We start from the raw sequence: 14,831 nt of genomic DNA, 5'->3' as shown, positions 1-14,831 counted from the left end.
ATCAATCATGACCAGTGATGAAATAAGAGCCCATGCCAAATACTTGTATCATAAAATTATTTCAGATCTTGAACTACAAGATAAGTATGATGAACAAGATCTCGCAACGCTATTCTCCTATGCCTTTCATCCGAAAAAAATGGTTTGGCAATATTGTGATTACTATTTTTTATTAGCAAATAAGATCACTGCAGTTAAAGAACAGCTAATACTGATTATGTATACGGGTAAAATGAGGGATCGTTGGATTGTTACAACCAGTGTATATCCAAATACTGTTGGTAATGAATTATGTGATGAAATTATTCATCTAGCAGTCCGTGATGCGAGTCCTCGAGTTCGTTTGTATGGTGCAATGAGGGCAACATCATTTAACTATAAACAGTATACCAAGTTAATTGAGCGTGCGATCGACTTAGAGAAAAATCCGATTAGTAAAAAATCACTTATGTCATTTCATCGCTATTTAGTTGAAGATTTCTTTATTGAAAAGAAGGATGATAAAAAATACCAAGTAAATTACTATCATGGATTTTTTACTTTTGAATCTGATATTGTTGATGAACAAGTGCTACGCCAATATGTTATAGAACATTTTTCGCATAGAATTTATCCTTAGTCATTAATAGCCCCAAAATATGCGTTATTTTCATCGTTAACACTGCACTAAAAGTGTGTATTTATACTATGATGTTGATATAAGCGGAACACAATACAACTATTTCAATATAATAATGTTATTAAGTTTAAGTATTGTAGTACATTGAATATAAATAATTTATATTGTGTTTATGAGTTAATTGATTATATAGTCATAATCGTCAAATATGTAGTTAAATAAGAAACTTAATGATTTATGATACCATTTTATCACTTAGTTAATTATTAGCGCTATACGATATTCTAGAACTTATTCCAGTTATAGCGTTAAACATATAATGAATTTTAGAAAAAACTCTGCTAGAATGCGGCAATTTTATTGAAACCAATTTATATCTGGAGAATTTTATGGCAGGTCATAGTAAGTGGGCCAATACCAAACACCGTAAAGCAGCACAGGATGCTAAACGCGGTAAAATTTTTACTAAAATTATTCGTGAGCTAGTAACTGCAGCTAAAATCGGTGGTGGCGATCCAGCGTCAAACCCTCGTTTACGTGCAGCAATGGATAAAGCATTATCGAATAATATGACTCGTGATACCATGAACCGTGCGATTGCTCGTGGGGTAGGTGGTGAAGACGATAGCAATATGGAAACTATCATTTATGAAGGATATGGTCCAGCGGGTACTGCTGTTATGGTTGAATGTTTAAGTGATAATCGTAACCGTACTGTATCTGAAGTTCGTCATGCGTTTACCAAAACCGGTGGTAATTTAGGTACTGATGGTTCAGTTGCTTATCTATTTACTAAAAAAGGCGTTATCTCTTATCCAGCGGGTACTGATGAAGATCAGGTGATGGATGCGGCTTTAGAAGTCGGTGCGGATGATGTTGTTACTTATGATGATGGTGCAATTGATGTATTTACTTCTCCTGAATCATTTGGTGAAGTGAAAGATGCATTAGATGCCGCAGGTTTAGTTTCTGAATCAGCAGAAGTATCAATGATTCCAGCAACCAAAGTTGATTTAGATATCGACTCAGCGCCAAAATTATTACGTCTTATTGATATGCTTGAAGATTGTGACGATGTACAGGAAGTTTACCACAATGGTGAAGTTTCTGACGAGGTTGCAGCTACACTCTAATGCCTATTATTTTAGGTATCGATCCAGGTTCTCGTTTGACGGGTTACGGTGTAATTCGTCAAACAGGCCGTCAATTAACTTATCTTGGTAGTGGTTGTATTCGAACTGCTGTTGATGATTTGCCTACTCGTTTAAAACGCATTTATGCTGGCGTCAGTGAAATTATTATGCAATTTCAACCTGAGATGTTTGCAATTGAACAAGTTTTTATGGCTAAAAATGCTGATTCAGCACTAAAATTAGGGCAAGCGAGAGGGGCAGCCATTGTCGCTGCCGTTAATTGTGATCTGCCTGTTTTTGAATATGCCGCTAGATTAGTTAAGCAAACTGTGGTTGGAACTGGTGCCGCTGATAAAGCGCAGGTTCAGCATATGGTAAAGATGTTACTGAAATTACCAGCAAGTCCACAAGCTGATGCGGCAGATGCTTTAGCTATAGCCATTACTCATGCACATAGTTATCAAACGTTGATTCAAAATAGCTTCAAAAAATAGAATAGATTAATAAGGGGATTTATATGGTATTGGATTATTCCGCAATATTATGGATTATTGCGATATTAGTTGGTGCTGTTGTTGTGCAGAGCGCAATTTTATATCTATCTGGGCGTATTTTTAAAGTGGAAAATATCCGTTTTTTATCATCATTATACGTAATTATAATAAGCTCAGTGTTAGGTTTTGTTGTCAATTTTGCATTTAATAGTATTAGTCAACTGAGATTTATGAGCTCTAATATTAATGGTATGATCTTTATGCTATTGCTATCAGTTGTAGTGATTTTTCTAATTACCTTGTTTCTTGTCGCGTTGTTTTTTAAAGTTACTAAATTAAAAGCGGCAGGTATCTCTCTCTTATATTTTATTTTATGCGTTATTATCGTTACAGTCAGCGATAAAATATTTGCCTACTGGTTATCATATTACTACTAACTATTTATATTCCTACTTAAATTCAATCACATCATAATCATTTTCCAATTATGATGTGATTGTTTCGAGTCTATTCTAATTACGATGTAATGCTTTTATAATAATCAATATTGCTATCATTTGGTAATGGGTGGGCTATTACACTAAAACTGATTGTCGTTATTTAAAACTGTCTATTTATACAGTTTTTCTTTATTCTTTGTAAACAATCAGGTAAACTTGCCATAATTTAGTGATAAAAAGGGATTGATTGTGATAGGTCGCTTACGTGGTATTATTATTGAAAAACAGCCGCCAGAGATATTAATCGAGGTTAATGGCGTTGGCTATGAAGTTTTCATGCCAATGACCTGTTTTTATGAACTTCCTGATAATGGCCAAGAAGCCACAATTTTAACCCATTTTATTGTTCGGGAAGATGCGCAATTACTGTATGGTTTTAATAATCAACAAGAACGCTTACTTTTTCGTGAGTTAATTAAAGTTAATGGTGTTGGACCGAAATTAGCTTTGGCTATCTTATCGGGAATGTCTGCAACACAATTTGTTGCCGCTGTTGAACAAGGCGAAATTAAAACCTTAGTCAAACTTCCTGGTGTTGGTACTAAAACGGCGGAGCGCCTGATTGTTGAAATGAAAGATCGCTTCAAACACTTTGGCGGAGATTTACTCAATCGCACGGTGCCGGCTGATAGTAAAGATAAGTCAGTGCAGGCGATGAAACTCTCTAATCAGATTGAGAGTGAAGCGATTTCAGCTTTAATTGCATTGGGCTATAAACCACAGGAAGCTAGTAAAATTATCAGTAAGGTGATTAAACCAGAAATGGACAGTGAAACTTTGATTAAAGAAGCATTAAAATCAGCCTTATAGTGGTGTCGCTATTTTTAATATACGATTAACAATAACAGTAATTTAGCTATAAAATTAAAGAGTATTGATTATGATCGAAGCAGATCGCTTAATATCCCCAGTTGTACAAAAAGAAGAAGACAATATCGATCGTGCAATTCGACCTAAATATTTAGATGAATATATTGGTCAGCCTCATGTTCGTGAACAGATGAAAATTTTTATTCAAGCGGCGAAACAGCGTGGTGATGCTCTCGATCATTTACTGATCTTTGGTCCTCCAGGGCTTGGTAAAACAACGCTAGCAAATATTGTGGCCAATGAACTGAATGTTAATTTACGTACCACATCTGGGCCTGTATTAGAAAAAGCGGGTGATTTAGCCGCAATGTTGACTAATCTTGAACCCCATGATGTATTATTTATTGATGAGATACATCGTCTGTCGCCAGTGGTGGAAGAGATCTTATATCCCGCAATGGAGGATTATCAACTCGATATTATGATCGGTGAAGGTCCAGCAGCGCGTTCTATAAAGATTGATTTACCACCATTTACGTTAATTGGTGCAACCACTCGCGCAGGCTCATTAACTTCTCCGTTGCGAGATCGTTTTGGTATTGTGCAGCGCTTAGAATTTTATCAAGTTGCTGATTTAGAATATATTGTTAGTCGTAGTGCTAAATTTTTAGGAATGGAGCTATCAGCAGAAGGAGCTCATCATATTGCTAAACGTTCTCGCGGAACCCCTCGAATAGCGAATCGATTATTGCGTCGAGTGCGTGATTTTGCTGATGTTAAGTCAAATGGGATTGTTGATGCAACGATCGCAACACAAGCGCTAGATATGTTAGATGTTGACATTGAAGGCTTTGATTTTATGGATCGAAAATTACTACTTGCTATTATTGAAAAATTCATGGGTGGGCCAGTCGGACTTGATAATCTCGCTGCGGCAATTGGTGAAGAGCGAGAAACCATCGAAGATGTACTCGAACCATTTTTAATTCAGCAAGGTTATATTCAACGAACACCAAGAGGCCGAATTGCCACACCACATGCTTATCGTCATTTTGGTATTATAAGTCATGATAAATAGTTTCGTTAAATTTTTGCTGTAAAGTGTAATTATAGTGAAAATTAGATCCTAACTTTAAGTCATCATATAACATAATTTAATCATTGATCTTAATTTATCAATAATTGTGCAGTTAAATCATTCCATTATAGTCAATCACACACAATTTATAGTATTATGGCGAAAATTATAAGATTACAACGATGTTATTTTTATATCGCCGTTTTTTAGGAATAGCTATATTATGATCAAAATGTTTTTATCTATTGTTTTCTTCTGTTTTTTATTAAGTGCATGTGGTCTAAAAGGTCCTCTTTATGAGCCTGGTAAACAGGCTACAGCACTGATGTTTACTTCACCTTTATTTTATGGAGTTGCTTAATGAACTTTTTACATTATCAAAAAGGTAAGTTATTTGCTCATCAACATTCTATTACTGAATTGGCTCAACAATATGGTACGCCATTGTATGTCTATAGTCGTGATTATATTGAACAGCAATGGCTTGAGTTTGATCATGCATTAAAAGGTCGTAAACATCTTATTTGCTATGCAATTAAGGCAAATAGTAATTTGGCTATTTTAAATACATTAGCAAAATTAGGTTCTGGTTTTGATATTGTCTCTCAAGGCGAATTAGAAAGAGTTTTAAAAGCGGGTGCTGATCCGAAAAAAGTGGTTTTTTCAGGTGTGGCTAAATCTGAAGCTGAGATTGAACGAGCATTAGAAGTTGGTATTAAGTGTTTTAATGTGGAGTCTGAACCTGAATTAGAACGAATCCAGAGTATTGCTCAGCGATTAAATAAAATTGCTCCAATTTCATTGCGTGTCAATCCGGATGTTGATGCAAAAACTCATCCGTATATCTCAACGGGATTACGTAATAATAAATTTGGTATCAGTTACCAATTAGCGAGAGCTGTGTATCAAAAAGCACGTGAGCTATCTCATATTGAAATTTTCGGTATTGATTGTCATATTGGTTCGCAATTAACTGATATTTCGCCTTTCCTTGATGCAGCTGATCGTATTTTAACGTTAGTTAACCAGCTAAAAAATGATGGTATTATCATTAAGCATATCGATTTTGGTGGTGGATTAGGTGTCTGTTATGACAATGAAACTCCAATTAAGTCTTCTGATTTGGTTAATGAACTTATTAAAAAATTAGCGGCTTATGATTGTGATGATGTCGAAATTCTTTTTGAACCGGGTCGCTCGATTGTCGCTAATTCAGGGATGTTAATTACCCGCGTTGAATATGTAAAACACCAAGATGATAACCATTTTGCAATTGTTGATGCGGGTATGAATGATCTGATTCGTCCTGCACTTTATGAGGCATGGATGCGTATCTTACCGGAGCAAGAAGATAAGCCAGGACAAACAATTTATCCTTATAGTATTGTTGGCCCTATTTGTGAATCAAGTGATTTTCTGGGTAAAGATCGTGAACTTGCTGTTGAACAAGGTGATCTACTTGTTGTATGTAGTGCTGGTGCTTATGGTTTTACAATGGCTTCTAACTACAACAGTAAACCTAAAGTTGCAGAAGTGTTAATCGATGAAACATCACATCGTTTAGTTCGTAAACGTGAAACCTTTGAAATGTTATGGCAAGGTGAAACTATTTAACGATTAAAAATAGGGCACAATAATGTGCCTTATTTATTTGTCTATTCTCTTTTTTATTATCCTCAGTTACTGTCCAATAAATTATTTGAGTATTACTATTTTTCGATAAAAATAGTGTGTTATAGCAAAATCTTATAAAAACCACTCACCAATAGCCATGCAGCCAACTCACTGTTATAATGTCAAAATCCAGTTAGTTATTGTGTAAAAATTAGTAAGTGAGAGTACGATGAATTTTTCCAAAATGCATGGACTAGGTAATGATTTTATGGTCATTGATTGCATTACTCAAAATGTTCATTTATCACCAGAAACGATCCGACGCTTATCAGACCGACACACTGGTATCGGTTTCGATCAGTTATTATTAGTAGAACCGCCTTATTCCCCCGATACTGATTTTCACTATCGTATTTTTAATGCTGATGGTAGCGAAGTTGAGCAGTGTGGTAACGGTGCGCGTTGTTTTGCTCGTTTTGTTCGATTGAAGGGGTTAACTAAAAAACGTGTGTTAAAAGTTAGTACTCAAAAAGGGATTATTGTATTGACTGTCAATGCCAATGAAACCGTCAAAGTGAATATGGGTGAACCAAGCTTTGAGCCGAGTAAAGTCCCTTTTAAAGCGATTAAAGAAGAGAAAACCTACATTATGCGCGTTCATGAACAAACGGTATTATGTGGTGTTGCTTCGATGGGCAATCCTCATTGTGTTATGCAAGTTGATGATGTTCTTACTGCGCAAGTTACTACGTTAGGGCCTGCTTTGGAATCTCATGAACGGTTTCCTGAAAGAGCCAATATTGGATTTATGCAAGTTATCGATCGTAATAATATCTGTTTACGTGTATTTGAACGTGGTGTTGGTGAGACAATGGCTTGTGGAACCGGAGCTTGTGCGGCTGTTGCCATCGGTATTAACCAAGGTATTTTAGGCGATAGTGTAAAAGTTAATTTACCTGGTGGTGAATTATTGATTGAATGGAAAGGCGGGCGTTCGCCATTATTTATGACGGGTAGCGCGACTCATGTTTTTGATGGTTTTATTGCATTATAATAATTGGATGGAAAACAATGAATATAAAACCCAAAAAAGAGAAAATGCCTATAGATCCAAAGGCTAAATTAACGAAAAAATCGACCAATACGCGTAGTCGTGCTAAAAAAGTACTACTTAACGATGATTTGGTGAGTCAGTATTTAATCCAAAATCCCGATTTCTTTATACGCCATGCTAGACAGATAGAGCAGATGAATATCCCTCATCCGGTGCGAGGTGTGATCTCTTTGTCTGAATGGCAACTTGCTCGTCAACGCAATAAAATAAAGCAGTTAGAATCTGAAATTACACTTTTAATGGAACAAGCGAGTGCGAATGAAAAACTGTTTGAATCATTAATGTTTGCACAAAATCAGTTACTACAAGCAACAGATCTCAATGATTTAGTCGAGCGATTAAATATTTGGGCAAAATCGCTAGGCTTAGTTGGCGCATATCTCTATCTTTTTGATGATAAATGGCAATTAGGAACGCCATTAAATTATCATCATTTATCACTATCTTCTGATAAATTCGAATTTATTCGAGTTCGTCACTTACAATATGGTCGTCAATATTTAGGCCAACTTAATATGACTGAACTTAATTTATTAATTCCCGAAAGAGTATATGTGGGATCTGTAGCCGTATCAATGCTAGGACAATTTTCTGATTTAGGTGTATTAGTTTTTGCAAGTCGTAATCCTTATCACTATCAGGCTGGGCAAGGAACATTACTGTTAGAAAAAATTAGTGAAATTTTGCCATTACTAATTAGTCGCTGGATTATGCGAAAAACATAGTTTTATATAGGTATTTGTAAGCGTTTTGTGAATATAAGGTACTATTTAGTTGAATAAACTATTATCTAGTATATTGATTAATATTATTATAATAAAAAAAGTAGGAAATCATGAAAAAAACACTATTGGCGTTATTTCTATCGACCTATTCCTTAATCACTTTAGCAGGGGAATGTGAATCATTAGTTAAACAAAAAGCTTATGAACAAGCGTTAACGGTTTGTCAGCAAGAGAGCGAGCAGGGCGATATTGAAAGTCAATATCAACTAGGTCGAATCTATGATTATGGCTTTGGTGTTGCAGAAGATGATCAGTTAGCTGTTACTTGGTATAAGAAAGCCGCCGAACAAAACAATGTTAATGCCCAAGTTGATTTAGGGGTAATGTATGATGATGGAACTGGGGTTGAAAAAGATGTACAGCAAGCTTTTTACTGGTATCAGAAAGCAGCCGAACAAGGCAATAAAATAGCGCAGTATAATCTTGCAAATATGTATTATGACGGTGAAGGTGCTACTCAAGATTATAAACAAGCTTTTGATTTATTTAAAAAATCAGCTAACCAAGGATATATTGACTCTCAAAGTTATCTGGGGTTTATGTATTATAAAGGGCAAGGTATTGAACAGGATTATACCCAATCATTCTATTGGTTTGAAAAAGCGGCAAATAACGGCGATAGCTTTGCACAATATTACCTTGCCAATATGTATTACGATGGGCAAGGTACGAAACGTGATTATCAAAAATCGGTCTATTGGTATGAACAGGCTGCTGAACAAGGTGATAGTGATGCGCAATTTGAATTAGGGATTATGTACTACGAGGGCGATGGTGTAGCTGTTGATTATAACCAAGCACTATTTTGGTATCAAAAAGCGGCTGAACAAGGTAATGCATCTGCTCAAAATAACTTAGGTTCCATGTATTATAATGGTAAAGGTGTTAAGAAAAATAAAAAGCTAGCTGGCGAATATTTCCGACAAGCCTGTGAAAATGGTTCTGAAATCGGTTGTGAAAATAATCAAAAAACCTATCCAAGACAGTTTATTTCTGAATTGTTTAAAGCCATTGGCGATACTACTTCAAATAAGCCATCAACTGATAATGATAGTGATAAATAGACGTATTGATATATAAAGTATATACCGTTACGGTAAAAGTATGGAATCTATATGATCAGTATCAATGATAATTTACCCTATGAACAGCAAGATATTGAAGTTCAGATTGGCATTCATTTGAAGTGCCATTCAGTAGGGTGGGTTCTGGGTTTTTTGTTAGCTTAGCTTTTACTTTTACTAGTATTTTTAGTTGCGCTATGATTTTTAAATTGAGTGAAGGAATGACTCTTTTTATATCTATAACAGGGATGTTGATTAGTTTTTTTATACCCCTATTTTTTATTTCTCGAAGATACCCGGCTGTAGATATTGCAACGCTCACTACTGATAGTATTCTATTACACTATTATTCATCTATCCGATTTGATGATGTCATTACTTATGAAATTAGAAGAAATGACATTAATTTAACATTACGTCCCGGAGTGATTCATGGTGACAGTATTACCTTTACTGGCACAGGCAATCCCGAATTGTTTACCCCTTTTTTTGAATGTCTTTGCTCATTGATTTCTCGATGGCAATACTCACCGAAAGTAATGCCACAAATCAACATCAAAACAACCAAGAAAATTAAAAAAAATAAATTAATTCAAAATGATAAAAATCAATCTAAGGCACCGCAAGAATATTTTATTCGTGGCTCAAAACATGGTCGAATACAAGGCATTGCATTTATTTTAGGCGGAATATTTGGCATATTTTGTGGTTTTATAAGTGGTGAGTTTATATTAGTTTTTATGGGAATTATAATCGGGATGTTTGGTATTACCTTACTATAAGCGAATGTATCAAGCAACATAATGCTCATTCACCATTTTGGTTTAAAGGGTGATTGGTATATAATAATTCATATTATACTCTGCGATTTTACTATTTTTTAAGGTCTATTTTGCTAAAAAAAGAAGATAATGTGCAATATAGTGAATTACTCACTAAACCTGTTGAGCGATTCCTGTTATATCTAAAATCTGAAAAGCAGTTAAGCCTTAATACGCAAATAAACTACCGACGTCAGTTATATGCTATTATTAAGTTGGCTACCGATGTTGAGATTTCCTGTTGGCAAAATGTTGATTCGTCGGCAGTTCGTTTATTAATTGGTCGTAGCAAACGCGATGGTCTAAACGCTAGTAGTTTATCTTTACGTTTATCAGCGATGCGTAGCTTTTTTAACTGGATGGTTAATCAGAAACAGCTTAATGCTAATCCAGCCAAAGGTGTACTCAATCCAAAGCAGGGGAGACATTTACCGAAAAATATCAATATTGATGATATCAATCAGCTTATGGATATTGAGTATAATGATCCTTTATCGGTAAGAGATCGTACTATGCTGGAGTTAATGTATGGCTCAGGACTTCGTTTATCTGAATTAGTCGGTTTAAATTGTAAAACATTAAATTTAGTTGATGGTGAAGTCAGAGTTATGGGTAAGGGAAGTAAAGAGCGTAAATTACCTTTAGGCCGAGAGTCAATTAAATGGTTAAAGCATTGGCTCTCTATGCGAGATTTTCTCTCGCCACAGGATGACGCATTATTTATTTCTAAATTAGGCAAACGTATCTCGCCACGTAATGTCGAAAAACGGTTTGCTCAGTGGGGAGTTAAGCAAGGACTTAATGTACATATTCATCCTCATAAATTACGCCACTCATTTGCTACCCATATGTTAGAATCGAGTGGTGATTTACGGGCAGTTCAAGAGTTATTAGGCCATGCTGATTTATCTACCACTCAAGTATATACCCATTTAGATTTTAGTCATTTAGCTGATGTTTACGACTCAGCACATCCACGAGCCAAAAGAGGAAAATCATAATGTATTTTTACCGTTCTTTAAGTCCTATTAAAGCATTAACTTTTGATCTTGATGATACTTTATATGATAACGGTCCCTTTCTGACAAAAGCCGTTGAGCAGATGATGGCGGTAATAACACAAATCGATGGTCTGCAAAATGTTGAACTTAACGAGTATAATCAAGTTAAACAAGATGTACTTATCGCACAACCAAAAATCTATCATGATGTATTGGTTTGGCGAATGGAAGCAATTCGAGCATTATTGCGTTTGAAAGGGTTTAAAGATAAAGCTGTCATCGAAAAAATTACCGAAGATGCTATGAATAGTTTTATATTTTGGCGTAATAAAGTGGTTGTTCCACAAGCTTCTTTAGATACATTAGCCATTTTAGCTGAAAAATACCCTTTAGCTGTGATCACTAATGGTAATGCGGATATTAATAAAATTGGTTTAAGTGACTATTTTCAGTTCTATTTACGAGGCGGCGAAGATGGTTTATCTAAGCCCTTTACGGATATGTTTATTACAGCGGCTAAACAGTTAAATCTACCCGCCGAGCAAATTTTACATGTTGGTGATAATCTCACTGCTGACGTGCAAGGTGCAATTAATAGCGGTATGCAAGCGTGTTGGATCAATATCCCACAAATCAATATCTATCAACAATCTGATGCTAGGGTATTGCCACATGTTGAAATCAATCAATTGTCAGAGCTAAAAAACTTGCTATAATACATGTGTATAAAAACAGTGGTTAAGTCGAATTTAATAATCACTGTTAGCTAATTTTGGCTAGCATCACCTAAGTTAATTATGAATACTATAAAACCATCTTTATTAGCAGCACTTAATCAAGAACAACAAAATGCCGTCTCAACGGATAGTCAATATACATTAGTTCTCGCTGGTGCTGGGAGCGGTAAAACCCGTGTATTAGTTCACCGTATTGCCTGGTTATGTTTAGAAAAACATTATCCCGCCAACTCTATTTTTGCAGTAACATTTACCAATAAAGCTGCGGCTGAAATGCAAGAAAGAATTGAGTCATTAATCGGTGAATCCTACTTAAACGGTATGTGGGTTGGGACGTTCCATGGCTTATCTCACCGCCTATTACGTATTTTTGCTAAACAGGCTGGCTTACCCACTAATTTTCAATTGATCGATAATGATGATCAAAATCGCTTAATTAAACGTATTTTTAAAGAGCGTAAAATTGATGAAAAACAGTGGTCATCAAAAGAGTGTGTTGCGTTTATTTCAAGTCAAAAAGAGAGTGGTAAAAGACCCCATGATTTGGTGGTGAGCGATCCTAAGTCTGCAATGTGGCAAAAGATCTATCTTGATTATCAAGCCATATGTGACAGAGTCGGTTATGTTGATTTTTCTGAAATTATATTACGAACTTATGAGCTATTAAGCCGTGATAGTGAGGTTTTAGCTTACTGTCATAAACGTTTTACTAATCTGTTAGTGGACGAGTTTCAAGATACCAATTATATTCAATATCAATTGGTTAAAATGTTGGCTGGGAATATTGCGAATGTGATGATCGTGGGTGATGATGATCAATCTATTTATAGTTGGCGTGGTGCTAATGCCGATAATTTACAGCTCTTTATTAATGATTACCCCGAAACTGAGATAATTCGTTTAGAACAAAACTATCGTTCGACGGGAAATATTCTTGAAGCGGCCAATAAACTAATTGTTAAAAACAGCCAGCGATTAGGTAAAAATTTATGGACTGAAAATGAGCTAGGCGAAAAAATTGCTGTTTATATCGCTTTTAATGATATTGATGAAGCGCGGTTTGTGATCGGCAAAATTAAGCGACTACATGATGAAGGTGTTAATTATCGCCATTGTGCTATTTTATACCGTAACAATGCTCAATCTCGCTTACTTGAAGATACCTTATTACAATCGTCGATACCTTATCAAATTTATGGCTCAATTCGTTTTTATGAACGCCAAGAGGTTAAACTTGCTTTAGCTTATTTACGTTTATTACATGATAATAATAATGACAATGCCTTTGAGCTAGTGATTAATACACCAAGCCGCGGTATTGGCGACGTTACTTTAAATAAAATTCGACAAATCGCTCGTGATCATAATTTATCAATGTGGCAAGCGACGTTACAAATGATTCATTCAAAAGGTATCGCAGCAAGATCATGTTCGATTTTGGCGCGTTTTATTGAACTGATTCAATCAATTTATCAAGAAGTCGAGTCTTTACCATTCTATCAGCAGTTAGAACATATTATTGATGTATCTGGTGTGTATCAGATGTACGAACAAGAGGCCGGTATTAAAGGGCAATCAAGGCTAGAAAATCTTGATGAGTTAATTAGTGCTGCTGAGCAATTTTATCAAAATGCAAATAAAGAAAAACCATCTGACGAATTACTGGATTTGCAAAATGGCAGTACGTTAAGTGTATTAGAGTCCTTTTTAGCGTATACCTCTTTAGAGGGCAAAGAAAACCAACAAAATATCGATTGCGTGCAATTGATGACACTTCATTCAGCTAAAGGTCTGGAGTTTTTTCATGTCTTTATTGTTGGGCTGGAAGAGGGACTATTTCCAACACAGCGTGCAATTAGTGATGGATCACAAATGGAAGAGGAGCGTAGACTTGCTTATGTAGGAATTACGCGTGCTCGTGAAAGTTTAACCTTAACGTTAAGTGAATTACGTCGTTTATATGGTAAAGAGGAACGCAATTTACCTTCACGATTCTTAGCTGAATTACCAGAGACACTATTACAAGATCTAAGTTATCGTGGAAATGTCAGTTTTTCAAATTCACACGCTACTACAGCTGATTTGCAAGCAACAGGTGAGGAACAAAATAAAAAATTTATTGATGAGCGAAAAGCATCATTCCTCAAGAGTCAAACTGAAAATCAAGGTTATACTCTGGGCCGCAAAGTGATTCATCAACGTTTTGGTGAAGGGACTATTATCAATCTCGATGGTGATGGTGAACATCGACGAGTACAGATTGCTTTTGCTAATGAAGGTATCAAGTGGCTAGTTATTAAATTGGCGAATTTGACTTTAGTATAACGGACTCTAAAAATTGCTCGGATAAATGTAAAAATCATTAAAATAGTGTTGCTATTTTAATAATTCGTTCTATTTTATAGCGATTATTTATCAGTATACTATTTTGTTTTAAGTATAGAATTTTTTTATAAAAATATTAAAAAGTAGTGTGTCATATTAGTCTTTAAAAATTAATTAACACAACAGTTGAAATTTGGAATTGTTATTATGCGTTTAAATGTATTGTTTCCCGTTGGATTACTGTTATTGGTTATGAATATGGTCAGTGTACAAGCCAAAAATATCTATGGTCTTTATGAAAAAGTCCAATTGCCTGAACTGAATAATCTTGAAATTCGATCTAAATTAGATACTGGAGCATTAACCTCATCATTTGGTGCTACCGATATTGAGTTCTTCACAAAAGATGGTGTAAAATGGGTCAGATTCAAGCCACAAGTTAAGGCTTTAGATCTTCCTGTGATCGAAAAAGAGTTAGTTCGACACAGTAAGATAAAAACACGCAGTGATGATATTGGCGAAGATCAAGACAAATCTTACACGAAACGACCTGTAGTTATAATGGATATCTGTTTTAATGGTGTTTTATATCCAACAGAAGTCAATTTAACCGATCGTTCTCGTTTTAATTATCCCCTTTTACTTGGTAGTTCGGCGTTGGTTGAATACAAGGCAGTCATTGATCCAAGTTTGAAATACCAATCAAAAGCAGAAAAATGCAAACTTTAATTATAAA

At 35.3% G+C, this 14,831-nt stretch carries 16 protein-coding genes; all 16 read left to right on the top strand.

The genetic code is table 11. From position 1 onward, the window contains the following. Positions 1-7 precede the first annotated feature (7 nt). Positions 8-619, top strand: coding sequence for a hypothetical protein (locus RHO11_02905; protein ID WVD62094.1), 612 nt, complete (start codon positions 8-10; stop codon positions 617-619). A gap of 389 nt (positions 620-1,008) precedes the next feature. Further along, positions 1,009-1,752 carry a YebC/PmpR family DNA-binding transcriptional regulator gene (locus RHO11_02900; protein ID WVD62093.1) on the top strand — a complete coding sequence of 248 codons (744 nt, stop codon included), beginning with the start codon at positions 1,009-1,011 and terminating at the stop codon, positions 1,750-1,752. Beyond that, the gene (ruvC, locus tag RHO11_02895; GenBank protein WVD62092.1) at positions 1,752-2,246 is read left to right on the top strand and encodes a crossover junction endodeoxyribonuclease RuvC; all 495 of its coding nucleotides are present in this window, start codon (positions 1,752-1,754) and stop codon (positions 2,244-2,246) included. Before RHO11_02900 ends, ruvC begins: the two co-directional genes overlap by 1 nt. A gap of 23 nt (positions 2,247-2,269) precedes the next feature. Beyond that, a complete protein-coding gene (locus RHO11_02890) occupies positions 2,270-2,683 on the top strand; it encodes a hypothetical protein (GenBank protein ID WVD62091.1) in 414 nt (137 codons plus the stop codon). 252 nt (positions 2,684-2,935) lie between these two features. Next, positions 2,936-3,556: a Holliday junction branch migration protein RuvA gene (gene ruvA / locus RHO11_02885; GenBank protein WVD62090.1), complete on the top strand. Its 621-nt coding sequence runs from the start codon at positions 2,936-2,938 to the stop codon at positions 3,554-3,556. A gap of 70 nt (positions 3,557-3,626) precedes the next feature. Next, a complete protein-coding gene (ruvB, locus tag RHO11_02880; GenBank protein WVD62089.1) occupies positions 3,627-4,634 on the top strand; it encodes a Holliday junction branch migration DNA helicase RuvB in 1,008 nt (335 codons plus the stop codon). Positions 4,635-4,857: 223 nt separating this feature from the next. Continuing rightward, a complete protein-coding gene (locus RHO11_02875) occupies positions 4,858-4,995 on the top strand; it encodes a lipoprotein (protein WVD62088.1) in 138 nt (45 codons plus the stop codon). After that, a complete protein-coding gene (gene lysA, locus RHO11_02870; protein ID WVD62087.1) occupies positions 4,995-6,248 on the top strand; it encodes a diaminopimelate decarboxylase in 1,254 nt (417 codons plus the stop codon). The genes RHO11_02875 and lysA overlap by 1 nt, the downstream gene beginning before the upstream one ends. Before the next feature lie 229 nt (positions 6,249-6,477). After that, positions 6,478-7,302 carry a diaminopimelate epimerase gene (gene dapF, locus RHO11_02865; protein WVD62086.1) on the top strand — a complete coding sequence of 275 codons (825 nt, stop codon included), beginning with the start codon at positions 6,478-6,480 and terminating at the stop codon, positions 7,300-7,302. Between the two features lie 17 nt (positions 7,303-7,319). After that, the gene (locus tag RHO11_02860) at positions 7,320-8,087 is read left to right on the top strand and encodes a DUF484 domain-containing protein (GenBank protein ID WVD62085.1); all 768 of its coding nucleotides are present in this window, start codon (positions 7,320-7,322) and stop codon (positions 8,085-8,087) included. Positions 8,088-8,197: 110 nt separating this feature from the next. Further along, positions 8,198-9,211, top strand: coding sequence for a tetratricopeptide repeat protein (locus tag RHO11_02855; protein WVD62084.1), 1,014 nt, complete (start codon positions 8,198-8,200; stop codon positions 9,209-9,211). Positions 9,212-9,420: 209 nt separating this feature from the next. After that, positions 9,421-9,993, top strand: coding sequence for a hypothetical protein (locus RHO11_02850; protein WVD62083.1), 573 nt, complete (start codon positions 9,421-9,423; stop codon positions 9,991-9,993). A 131-nt stretch (positions 9,994-10,124) separates the two neighbouring features. After that, positions 10,125-11,033 carry a tyrosine recombinase XerC gene (gene xerC / locus RHO11_02845; protein WVD62841.1) on the top strand — a complete coding sequence of 303 codons (909 nt, stop codon included), beginning with the start codon at positions 10,125-10,127 and terminating at the stop codon, positions 11,031-11,033. Next, positions 11,033-11,749: a 5-amino-6-(5-phospho-D-ribitylamino)uracil phosphatase YigB gene (gene yigB / locus RHO11_02840; protein ID WVD62082.1), complete on the top strand. Its 717-nt coding sequence runs from the start codon at positions 11,033-11,035 to the stop codon at positions 11,747-11,749. Before xerC ends, yigB begins: the two co-directional genes overlap by 1 nt. Positions 11,750-11,830: 81 nt before the next feature. Then, a complete protein-coding gene (uvrD, locus tag RHO11_02835) occupies positions 11,831-14,095 on the top strand; it encodes a DNA helicase II (GenBank protein ID WVD62081.1) in 2,265 nt (754 codons plus the stop codon). A 207-nt stretch (positions 14,096-14,302) separates the two neighbouring features. Continuing rightward, positions 14,303-14,824 (top strand): ATP-dependent zinc protease, encoded by a 522-nt coding sequence (locus tag RHO11_02830; GenBank protein ID WVD62080.1) that lies wholly within the window; start codon positions 14,303-14,305, stop codon positions 14,822-14,824. Positions 14,825-14,831 lie beyond the last annotated feature (7 nt).

The organism is Orbaceae bacterium BiB (assembly GCA_036251205.1).
In the GTDB taxonomy this organism is placed as follows: domain Bacteria; phylum Pseudomonadota; class Gammaproteobacteria; order Enterobacterales; family Orbaceae; genus Orbus; species Orbus mooreae.
The sequence above is the reverse complement of the archived record's forward strand: the minus strand, read 5'-3'. Positions and strand labels throughout refer to the sequence as shown.

Bases quoted from the DNA above. Each gene is read 5' to 3' on its own strand.
- dapF (WVD62086.1), top strand. From the start codon at position 6,478: ATGAATTTTTCCAAAATGCATGGACTAGGTAATGATTTTATGGTCATT.
- RHO11_02890 (WVD62091.1), top strand. From the start codon at position 2,270: ATGGTATTGGATTATTCCGCAATATTATGGATTATTGCGATATTAGTT.
- lysA (WVD62087.1), top strand. From the start codon at position 4,995: ATGAACTTTTTACATTATCAAAAAGGTAAGTTATTTGCTCATCAACAT.
- ruvB (WVD62089.1), top strand. From the start codon at position 3,627: ATGATCGAAGCAGATCGCTTAATATCCCCAGTTGTACAAAAAGAAGAA.
- RHO11_02855 (WVD62084.1), top strand. From the start codon at position 8,198: ATGAAAAAAACACTATTGGCGTTATTTCTATCGACCTATTCCTTAATC.
- RHO11_02860 (WVD62085.1), top strand. From the start codon at position 7,320: ATGAATATAAAACCCAAAAAAGAGAAAATGCCTATAGATCCAAAGGCT.
- RHO11_02900 (WVD62093.1), top strand. From the start codon at position 1,009: ATGGCAGGTCATAGTAAGTGGGCCAATACCAAACACCGTAAAGCAGCA.
- uvrD (WVD62081.1), top strand. From the start codon at position 11,831: ATGAATACTATAAAACCATCTTTATTAGCAGCACTTAATCAAGAACAA.
- RHO11_02830 (WVD62080.1), top strand. From the start codon at position 14,303: ATGCGTTTAAATGTATTGTTTCCCGTTGGATTACTGTTATTGGTTATG.
- RHO11_02905 (WVD62094.1), top strand. From the start codon at position 8: ATGACCAGTGATGAAATAAGAGCCCATGCCAAATACTTGTATCATAAA.
- RHO11_02875 (WVD62088.1), top strand. From the start codon at position 4,858: ATGATCAAAATGTTTTTATCTATTGTTTTCTTCTGTTTTTTATTAAGT.
- yigB (WVD62082.1), top strand. From the start codon at position 11,033: ATGTATTTTTACCGTTCTTTAAGTCCTATTAAAGCATTAACTTTTGAT.
- ruvC (WVD62092.1), top strand. From the start codon at position 1,752: ATGCCTATTATTTTAGGTATCGATCCAGGTTCTCGTTTGACGGGTTAC.